Source organism: Rhodospirillales bacterium (genome assembly GCA_016872535.1).
Classification (GTDB): Bacteria; Pseudomonadota; Alphaproteobacteria; order Rhodospirillales; family 2-12-FULL-67-15; genus 2-12-FULL-67-15.
Genome location: VGZQ01000113.1, coordinates 1 through 7,355, shown reverse-complemented (window position 1 = coordinate 7,355; position 7,355 = coordinate 1). Strand labels below are relative to the sequence as shown.

At 66.0% G+C, this 7,355-nt stretch carries 5 protein-coding genes; 1 reads left to right on the top strand and 4 read right to left on the bottom strand.

Annotated features, from left to right (window positions below; genetic code table 11):
* Positions 1-475 precede the first annotated feature (475 nt).
* The 4 genes from FJ311_15310 to FJ311_15295 all read right to left on the bottom strand — a co-directional run bounded on the left by FJ311_15310 (position 476) and on the right by FJ311_15295 (position 6,243).
* The gene (locus FJ311_15310) at positions 476-2,911 is read right to left on the bottom strand and encodes a DUF87 domain-containing protein (protein MBM3952805.1); all 2,436 of its coding nucleotides are present in this window, start codon (positions 2,909-2,911) and stop codon (positions 476-478) included.
* 104 nt (positions 2,912-3,015) lie between these two features.
* Positions 3,016-4,251, bottom strand: a complete 1,236-nt coding sequence (locus tag FJ311_15305) for an ammonium transporter (protein MBM3952804.1) — start codon at positions 4,249-4,251, stop codon at positions 3,016-3,018.
* A 314-nt stretch (positions 4,252-4,565) separates the two neighbouring features.
* Positions 4,566-5,879 (bottom strand): ammonium transporter, encoded by a 1,314-nt coding sequence (locus tag FJ311_15300; protein MBM3952803.1) that lies wholly within the window; start codon positions 5,877-5,879, stop codon positions 4,566-4,568.
* 25 nt (positions 5,880-5,904) lie between these two features.
* A complete protein-coding gene (locus tag FJ311_15295) occupies positions 5,905-6,243 on the bottom strand; it encodes a P-II family nitrogen regulator (GenBank protein MBM3952802.1) in 339 nt (112 codons plus the stop codon).
* Positions 6,244-6,540: 297 nt separating this feature from the next.
* Between FJ311_15295 and FJ311_15290 the strand changes: the two genes are divergently transcribed.
* Positions 6,541-7,355, top strand: an 815-nt coding sequence (locus FJ311_15290; GenBank protein MBM3952801.1) for a 2-octaprenyl-6-methoxyphenyl hydroxylase, incomplete at its 3' end; no start/stop codon positions are given.

Genomic DNA, 7,355 nt, shown 5'->3' with positions numbered 1-7,355 from the left:
CGTTCAGCCAGTAAAGATGCGCCATCCCAGCCTCCGTTCTCCTCGGAGGCTTGAATCACATCTTCGTAGCGTTGAGAATCCCCTAATTGAGTACAGACCCTAGTGGCCAATGCGCAACACTACTTGACTGGTGCGGTGCGAAATAGAAAACAATCAATTTCGGTAATTTTCATCGTATTCCATAGGGGTGTATCGGGTTTCGCACATTTTTGCCGTTGGCTGGCGACTATCGCCGAAGTTGGTTAAAGCCGGTTGAGAAGGGCACTGCTTAAGCCGCGCCGCAGCCCCCGCCGGCGTCGTGCGCACGCACGCCCACCGGCGTGACGCCGGCATAAACTAAGGAAGGTCTGCATAAGTCGGTTCGTCACCCCGGCCGACGCGAAGCGGAGAGCCGGGGTCCAGGAATATCAACACGTTGCTGGACTTCCGCTTTCGCGGGAGTGACGGGTGGGGATTTATTCAGAGTTTCCCTAAATCAGGCGGCGCCGCGGCCGCCGACCAGCACTTCGCGCCGCCCGACCCGGTTCGGCTTGCTGACGACGCCCTCGGCCTCCATGCGCTCGACGATGCGCGCGGCGCGGTTGTAGCCGATCTGGAAATGGCGCTGGATGAAGCTGGTGGACGCCTTGCCCTCGCGCGCGACCAGCGCCACCGCCTGGTCGTAGAACTCCTCGCCACCGTCGCCATCGCCGCCGCTCAGGCCGAACGCCGACGTTTCCTCCGGCTCCTCGGTGACGTCCTCGACGTACGCGGGCTCGCCCTGCGCCTTCAGGAACTTCACCACCGTCTCGACTTCCTTGTCGGATACGAACGGTCCGTGGATGCGCGAAATGCGCCCGCCGCCCGCCATGTAGAGCATGTCGCCCTGGCCCAACAGCTGCTCGGCGCCGGTTTCGCCCAATATGGTGCGGCTGTCGATCTTGGAGGTGACCTGGAAACTGATCCGGGTCGGGAAGTTGGCCTTGATGGTGCCGGTGATGACGTCGACCGAGGGCCGCTGCGTCGCCATGATCAGGTGAATGCCCGCGGCGCGCGCCATCTGCGCCAGGCGCTGCACGGCGGCCTCGATGTCCTTGCCCGCGACCAGCATCAGATCCGCCATTTCGTCCACCACCACGACGACGAACGGCAACGGGTCGGTGGCGATCGGCTGGTCCTCGAAAATCGGCCGGCCTTCGTCGTCGAACCCGGTCTGCACCCGGCGCGACAACGTCTCGCCGCGCTTTTTCGCCTCGGCCAGGCGGGCGTTATAGCCGGCGATGTTGCGCACGCCGAGCTGCGCCATGGCGCGGTAGCGTTCCTCCATCTCGCGCACGGTCCATTTGAGCGCGACCACCGCCTTGCCGGGTTCGGTCACCACCGGACAGAGCAGATGGGGAATGCCTTCGTAAACCGACAATTCCAGCATCTTCGGGTCGATCATGATGAAGCGGCACTGATCGGGCGGGAGTTGGTAGAGCAGCGACAGGATCATGGTATTCATGGCCACCGACTTGCCCGAGCCGGTGGTGCCGGCGATCAGAAGGTGCGGCATGCGCGAAAGATCGACCACCACCGGCGCGCCGCCGATGTCCTTGCCGAGCGCCAGCGGCAGCTTGGCGCCGGCGCGCTCCGCGGTTTCGGAGGCGAGCAGTTCGCGCAGATGCACCATTTCGCGGCGCACGTTGGGCAGTTCGATGCCGATGACGTTGCGCCCGGGCACCACCGCGATCCGCGCCGAAACCGCGCTCATGGAGCGCGCGATGTCGTCGGCGAGCGCGATCACGCGCGAGGTTTTGGTGCCCGGCGCCGGTTCGAGCTCGTAAAGGGTGACCACCGGACCGGGGCGGACCTTGACGATTTCGCCCGAGATGCCGAAGTCCTCGAGCACGCGCGCCAGCAGCTTGGCGTTCTGCTCGAGCGCGTCCTCGCTGACCGCGACCGGGCGCGTTCGCTCGCTTTCGTCGAGCAGATCGAGCGGCGGCGGCGCGTAATCGTCGCCGGGCAGCGGCAGGCGGCCCTGGCGCCGGGCGCCTTCGCGCTTGCCCGGCCTGACCTTGGCGGCGCGCGGCGCGACCAGGTCGTCTCGCACGCCGAGATGCGGGCCGTCGTCATGCGCGTCGCGCGCGCAATCCCGCATGTCGGCTTCGTCGTCGATCGGATCGGCACGGCCAGCGCTCAAGCTCGGCTCGACGCGGGCGTTTTCGCCGCCGTCGCCGAAACGGATCGGCGACCAGGCGGTCAGTTTCCGCTCGGCCATGCGCTCCGAAATTCCGCTCACCGCGTCGCGCCCGATGCGGTAGCCGCCGTGCAGCGCGCCGGCGACCGCGACCGCGCCGCGCATGCCGAGACGCGCGTCGTCGAGCGATAGGCCGAGCGCGGCGACGAACACGCCGGCGCCGACGGCGAACAAGCCCGCGGCGATATAGAGGGGATCGAGGGATTCCGCGCCCGGGATCCTGGCGAACCACGGCAGGGCCAGCTTCCACAGGGCATCGCCGCCCGCGCCGCCCATGCGCGCGAGCAACGGCCAGCCGGCGATCGGCTCGGGCGCGGCCGCGGCCGCCGCGACCAGAAGCGCCGCGCCCAGCAGCAGGGGGAGCCTGAGCCATGGCCGGCTCGGCCCCCGTTTGCGCACATAAAGCCAGCCCCAGGCGAGGAGCGCGCCGACGGGAACGACAGCGGCGAGACCCAGGGTTTGCAACAGCGCGTCGGCGATCGAAGCGCCGGCGAAACCGAGAAGATTGGCGGGCTCGCCCGGCGCCGCGCGGTTGAAGGAAGGATCGGCGGCCGAATAGGTGGCGAGCGCGACGAGGGCGAACGCGCCCATGGCGAGCAGGGCGAGTCCGCCGACTTCGGACAGGCGTCGCTTCATGAAATCGCCGGTTCCCGCCGGGAAGACGGAACCGGCATCGGTCAGGATTCGGGCCATGGCGCCCGAATAGCAGGAAGGGGCTTTACGGGAAGTTAACGGGCGGGAAAAAAGTCAGAGTTTTGCTGGCTTTTCCGCCCGCCCTGGCTCCTGGCCGCGCCGTCTCAACGCCGGGACACATCCTCCTCGGGATAGGCGCCGACATTGTGAATGGCGAGGTCCGAGCCCCGGAACTCGTCTTCCGGATCGAGCCGAATGCCGACCGCCGCCTTAAGCGCGCCATAGACCGCGAAACCGCCGACGAGCGCGAAAACGACGCCAGCGCCGGTGCCGACCACTTGGGCGGCGAGGCTCACCCCGCCCATGCCGCCCAAGGCTTCCTGACCGAAGATGCCGCAGGCGATCCCGCCCCAGGTGCCGCAGAGGCCGTGCAGCGGCCACACGCCGAGCACGTCGTCGATCTTCAACCGGTTTTGGGTCAGCGTGAAGGCCCAGACGAACAACCCGCCCGCGACCGCGCCGGTCAGGAGCGCGCCGATCGGATGCATGACGTCCGAGCCCGCGCACACCGCCACCAGGCCGGCGAGCGCGCCGTTGTGGACGAAGCCCGGATCGTTGCGGCCGGCGACTAGCGCCGCGACGATGCCGCCCGCCATCGCCATCAGCGAATTCATGGCGACGAGGCCGGAAATGTCGACGAGCTTTTGCGCGCTCATGACATTGAAGCCGAACCAGCCGACGCTCAGCACCCAGGAACCGAGGGCGAGAAACGGGATGTTGGACGGCGGAATTCCGACCACGGATCCGTCGGCGCGGTAGCGGCCCGTGCGCGCGCCCAGCAGCAGCACGGCGCCGAGCGCGATCCAGCCGCCGACCGCGTGCACCACGACCGAGCCGGCAAAATCGTGGAACGTCTCGCCGAACGACGCCTTCATCCAGTCCTGAAAGCCGAGCCGCGAACCCCACACCATCCCTTCGAACGCGGGGTAGATCAAAGCGACGATGACGGCGGTGGCGATAGCCTGCGGGACGAAGCGCGCGCGTTCGGCGATGCCGCCGGAAATGATCGCCGGCACCGCCGCGGCGAAGGTGAGCAGGAAGAAGAACTTGACCAGGTCGTAGCCCGACGGGCCGAACTTATGACCGGCGCCGGCGGCCTGTCCCGTCAACACCTTGGCGCCGGCGAAAAAGTCGATGCCATAGGCCACCGCGTAGCCGATGAAGAAATAAGCGATAGTCGAGACCGCGAAATCGCCGAGGATCTTGACAAGCGCGTTGACTTGGCTTCGGCGCCGCACGGTGCCGACTTCGAGGAACGCGAATCCGGAATGCATGGCGAGCACCATCGCCGCGCCCGTGAGCAAAAACAGTACGTCGGAACCCGCCTTGAGCTGGTCCATGGTCCTCTCCTTCGATCAAATCGCCCCAAACCGAAGGACGAGATTTCAAAAGGCGTGCCAGGGGGCCAGGACAAAACATGTAAGCGAATTCAATCGAGTGAGACAATGTTTCGAAATCGAAACGATTGTGGATTATGGAACGTTGCCCAAAAACGCGGCGCCAAACCTTTAACAGCCCAATAAAGCGTCATTTTTTGCAATGCCGCAGGCCGGAGGGAAAAATCCCTCCGGCCCCGGGGTTGGCGTTTTGGCGGCTTGGGCCGCGCCGCAATCCCGCCCTTTCCGTTGGCGGCTCGGCGCGCCGCGATCCCGCCTTAATGCACGGTCTCGCCGTGCAGCGCGAGATCGAGCCCGCCGACTTCGGTTTCTTCGTCCACGCGCAGGCCGACGACGGCGTCGACGATCTTGAGCAGCACGTAGCTCGCCACCGCCGACCAGACGATGGTGCCGACCACGCCCCAGACCTGAACCAGGACTTGCCCGGCGTTGCCTTCGAGCAGCCCGGCCGCGTCGCTGACGGATTTGGACGCGAACACGCCGGTCAAAATCGCGCCGACCAGGCCGCCGACGCCGTGAATGCCGAACACGTCGAGCGAGTCGTCGTAGCCGAGCATTTTCTTGAGGCCGGTCGCGCCCCAATAGCAGGCGATTCCGGCAATGAACCCGATCGCGAGCGCGCCCATGGGCGTCACGAAACCGGACGCCGGCGTGATGGCGACCAATCCCGCGACCGCGCCGGAAACGATGCCGAGCACGCTCGGCTTGCCGCGCGCCATCCACTCGACGAACATCCAGGTCAGCGCGGCGGCGGCGGCGGCGATCTGCGTCACCGCCATCGCCATGCCGGCTTGGCCGTTGGCCGCGCCGGCCGAACCGGCGTTGAAGCCGAACCAGCCGACCCACAGCAAGGACGCGCCGATCAGGCTCAGCACCATGTTGTGCGGCGCCATGTTTTCGGAACCGTAACCTTTGCGCTTGCCCAAGACGATCGCCGCCATCAGGCCGGCGATGCCGGCGTTGATGTGCACCACGGTGCCGCCGGCGAAGTCGAGCACGCCCGCCTTGGCGAGGAAACCGTCGCCCCACACCCAATGGGCGACCGGGGCGTAAACCACCAGCCCCCACGCGCCCATGAACAGCAGCATCGCCGAAAACTTCATGCGATCGGCGAACGCGCCGACGATCAGGGCGGGCGTGATGATGGCGAAGGTGAGCTGGAACATGGCGAACACGCTTTCGGGGATGGTGCCCTTGAGCGTGTCCTTGCCGACGCCGGCGAAGAACGCCTTGGAAAGTCCCCCGATGTAGGCGTTGAGCGATCCGCCGTCGCCGAAAGCGAGCGAATAGCCGACCGCCATCCACAACACCGTCGCCAAACAGGCGATGGCGAAACACTGCATCGAAATCGCCAAGACGTTCTTCTTGCGGACCATGCCGCCGTAGAACAACGCCAGCCCCGGAATGGTCATCAGCAGCACCAGCGCGGTGGAGGTCAACATCCACGCGGTATCGCCGGTATCGAGCTTGGGCGGCGCCGCCGGCGCGGCTTGGGCAAACGCTTCGCCCGCGCCGGCGCACGCGGCGACGGCCAGCAGGAGCGGAAAGAGCCGAGAAACGGAATTGATCATGATCGGTATCTCCTGAGGTCGGGGTCTAAAGCGCGTCGCGGTCGGTTTCGCCGGTGCGGATGCGCACCGCCTGGCCGATGTCCCAGACGAAAATCTTGCCGTCGCCGATCTTGCCGGTGAGCGCGGACTTGCGGATCGCGCCGACCGCGGCGTCGACCAGGTCGTCGCGCACCACCGCCTCGATCTTCACCTTGGGCAGGAAGCTCACGGCGTACTCGGCGCCGCGATAGATTTCCGCCTGGCCCTTCTGCCGGCCGAAGCCCTTGACCTCGGACACGGTCATGCCCTCGATGCCGAGCGCGGTCAGCGCCTCGCGGGTTTCGTCGAGCTTGAAGGGCTTGATCACCGCCATGATCATCTTCATCGCCTGGGTCTCCTCGAATGCGTCTACGCCCTTGGCCCGCGAACCTTTCGGGGGCCAAAACGGGCCTTCAAGGATTCCTTAAGCAGAATCCATGCCCATTTAATTTGTTTGTTTATTTTCAATAAGATATTTGCAAAACCCTGGACGGCGTCTCAAACGTCATCGATCACAAATTGATTAATTTATGATCATTTATATCATTTGAATAAAAATTACGCACTTTTTTTAAGCGTCACAAAATTCGATGGCTCGGTGTGGACAGCGCCCAGTCACGAGCGACAAGGTGACCGCTCAATCATGCGCGCCGCGACCCACACCAAAGTCACCCGCCCGACGGCGACCGGCGCCGACGTTCTGCTCGTCGGCGGCGGCTTGGTCGGCGGCACGATCGCGTGCGCGCTCGCCGCCCAAGGGATCGCCGTCGCCGTGGTCGACACCGAAAGGCCTGGCGAGTCCCAGCGCCGCCGCGACAAGACCGCACACGATGGACGCGTGTCGGCGGTCGCGCTTACGTCGCAGCGCCTGTTCGCGCGCATCGGCGTGTGGCCCGCGCTGCAACCGTTCGCAACGCCGATCCGGCACATCCGCGTCGCCGAAGGCGGCAGCACCGACTTCCTCCACTACGACTCGCGCGAAATCGGCGGCGAGCCGTTCGGGTTTATGGTCGAAAACCGGGCCTTGAAGAGCGAACTCGGACTCCAGGTTACACGGCGCGCCGGCATCACGCTTTTCGCGCCGGCGCGACTTGCGCATCTCGCGCGCGGGCCCTTCGGGGTCGAGGCCAGGCTCGCCGACGGACGGACCATCCGCGCCCAGCTCGTTGTCGCCGCCGACGGCGCCTTGAGCCGCACCCGCGCCGAAGCCGGCATCGGCGTCGCCCGCCGCGATTACGGCCAGACCGCCATCGTCTGCACCGTGCGCCACGAGCGGCCGCACGAAAACATCGCGCACGAGTTGTTTTTTCCGTCGGGGCCGTTCGCCATTCTGCCGACGCGTCGCGCGGGCGAATCCCCGCGCGCGAAATCATGGTATCGCTCGGCCATTGTCTGGAGCGACCAATCCGCAGCCGCGCCGCATTTCGCGCAACTCGACGAAGACGATTTCGCCGACGA